General features: G+C 61.3%; 3 protein-coding genes. 2 read left to right on the plus strand and 1 reads right to left on the minus strand.

Features of this window, described 5'->3' with window-relative positions:
- Positions 1 to 27: 27 nt before the first annotated feature.
- Complete coding sequence (locus tag BN874_RS16895; protein ID WP_034435444.1) at positions 28 to 228, minus strand: hypothetical protein; 201 nt, start codon at positions 226 to 228, stop codon at positions 28 to 30.
- Between the two features lie 131 nt (positions 229 to 359).
- Between BN874_RS16895 and BN874_RS16900 the strand changes: the two genes are divergently transcribed.
- Together BN874_RS16900 and BN874_RS16905 are read left to right on the plus strand one after the other, a co-directional pair.
- Positions 360 to 1,469 carry a DUF3150 domain-containing protein gene (locus BN874_RS16900; protein WP_051497971.1) on the plus strand — a complete coding sequence of 370 codons (1,110 nt, stop codon included), beginning with the start codon at positions 360 to 362 and terminating at the stop codon, positions 1,467 to 1,469.
- Positions 1,470 to 1,546: 77 nt separating this feature from the next.
- Positions 1,547 to 2,395: a hypothetical protein gene (locus tag BN874_RS16905; RefSeq protein WP_081756476.1), complete on the plus strand. Its 849-nt coding sequence runs from the start codon at positions 1,547 to 1,549 to the stop codon at positions 2,393 to 2,395.
- Positions 2,396 to 2,416 lie beyond the last annotated feature (21 nt).

A 2,416-nucleotide genomic window follows, 5' to 3' on the forward strand; every position in this document is an offset into this window, starting at 1 on the left:
GATGTCTTTACGTTGCAGAGTACCACCTTATTTGCCTGTCCGAAATTTGGGGTCCATTATATTGCGACAGGCGGAGGCGGGCGTGTCCCGCCGGCGCAACGGGGAACCGGTCCGGCCAAAATAGACCGTGAAGTTCGGCGCATCCGCCATCACCGGCGTGGGATACGCCCAATCCTTGGAGTGTCCATCGGGAAAGTGATACCGAAGCAGCATCACCTTAATAGGCATGGGTGGATCCCCCGGCGGTCATGGCCGTGGAGGCATGGTTCTACTAAAAATCGGTCCTGGGCGGACGCCCTCCGTCCGCCTTCCAGGCCGGCGGGTGGCGTTCGCCTTTTTCTTCAACGAAGGAGGTTTTGATGTACGCACAACCGTTGACCCTGTTGGCGAACGAGTTGGTTTTCGTCAACCTCGACATTTCCTGCTGGAGTGGGAAAAAGAGCTTAACCCCGGAAGATTTAGGCCTGGATCGGTCGCAACTCCCGCCCGAAACCCTGGTTTCACTGGGCGAAAAGCAGTTGATCCATCCCGCCGCGCTGCGGGAATTCACCACGATCCGCAGCGCGGCCCATCGCCACTGTTTGGCGGTGGGTACGCGGTTTATGGGCGGCTATGCCATCCCCGTCGCCAAAGCCCAAGGGCTGTTGGATCAGCTCACCGGGTTGGAGCAGCGGTATCAAGCGGCGCGCACCACGTTTCTGGACACCTATGACACCCAGCTCGCAACCTGGGCGAATCAGCAACCGCCGGAGTGGCAGAAACTGATTCGGGAGGCTCTGGTGCCCGCCGAGTACGTCGGGGGACGGCTCCATTTTGCCGTTCAAGCGGTGCGTTTCGACGCGCCTTCGCCCCAGGTGATCACTCATCCGGGTCTGGAAAACGTCCTGTCGGGTTTATCGGGGCAAATTTTATCCGAGATTGGCCAGCAGGCGCGTGAAACCCTGGAAGCGTCCTTCCAAGGGAAAACGACCGTGACCCGACGAGCGCTCAGCCCCTTGAAAGCCCTGCGCGACAAGCTCGAGGGCCTGTCGTTCGTGGACAGCGGCTTTCGGGCGGTGGTGCTGGAAATCGATCGGCTGCTGGCCAGCGTTCCAGCTCACCCCCCGATCAGTGGCCGGGTATTGGAAGGCTTGCGGCAATTTCTTTGCCTGGCCTCACAACCGCAGGGTCTTCAGACCTGGGCCGCGCAGGCCCTTCCGGTCGTCGATGAACTCTGGGCCGATATCCAACCGGAGGTAGCCCGGGCTACCTCTTCCAGCGAGGACGCTGAACCTTCACCGTTCAACGAAGACGCTGAACCTCAGACGTTTAACGAGGACGCTGAACCTCAGACGTTTAACGAGGACGCTGAATCTCAGATGTTCAACGAAGACGCTGAACCTTCACCGTTCAACGAGGCGGTGGCCTCCCGATCAAAGCCACCGGCTGAAGCCGAAGTGATCGACGCCGGCGGCGAGTGGTTTTACTGATCGTTTTTTACCCCCTGCGGGGCGCACGTCTTCCCCGTGGTGGGGAAGCGGCGCGCCTCCTTTTTTTGGAGGTGAGCATGAGAAGAAATCCCTTATGGGGAGCCCTGCCCCTGATGGCCCAGATGCTGGGCCGCAAGCTGGGAGTCAAGGTCGAGATCGGTGGAGACGAAGCCTACACCGATGGGCAGACCATTCACTTGCCTGGCTTGCCATTGGCCGGCAAGCCGCTGGAAATTCTCGCCAACGGCTTCATTGATCATGAAGCCGCGCATGTTCGGTATACGGACTTCACGATTCCTGTGCCGCCCGGCCTGGCGAAGTTGTTGACGAACCTGCTCGAAGACATCCGCATCGAGCAAGCGCTCGGCAGGGACTATCCGGGCAGCCGTCACAATCTGGCGGCGCTGGTGGACTATCTGGAGCAGAACCCTGACGAGTCCACCCCGCTGATCACGGAACCTTCGGTGGTGGCACAGGTGCTGGACGCCCTGCACCAACTGCTGCGCGCCCGTGTTTTGCGCCAAGGTCTTTTGGCCGCGCAGGCCGAGGCTCTGGAAGCACGGCTGGACGCGCTGCTGCCGGAAGGGACGGTGATCAAGCTGCTGGCGCTGGCCTTTGAAGTGCGTCACGCGGCTTCGACCACGGCCGTTCGGGATTTGGCGCTGCGCATCGTCGAGATGCTGAAGGAAGAGGAAGCCGCAGCGAAAGCGTCAATGCCGCCCGCCCCCCCGGATCGCCCTTGCGCGGCGGCTTCCGCGTCCTCACTCGATGCCGATGCCGACACGCCGCGTCAAGAGGCTCAGGCTTCGGCGGAGAAGGCGGCTCATCGCACGGCGGCTTCCGGGTCCTCACCCGCCGCTGGAGCAGCGGAACCGAAGGGAAGCCCGCTTACCACCTATCAGTTCCTCATCACGGGGCAGATTTGATAGAAGGAGGGTAAGGGTTGT

This window comes from Candidatus Contendobacter odensis Run_B_J11, assembly GCF_000531125.1.
Taxonomy (GTDB): Bacteria; Pseudomonadota; Gammaproteobacteria; order Competibacterales; family Competibacteraceae; genus Contendibacter; species Contendibacter odensensis.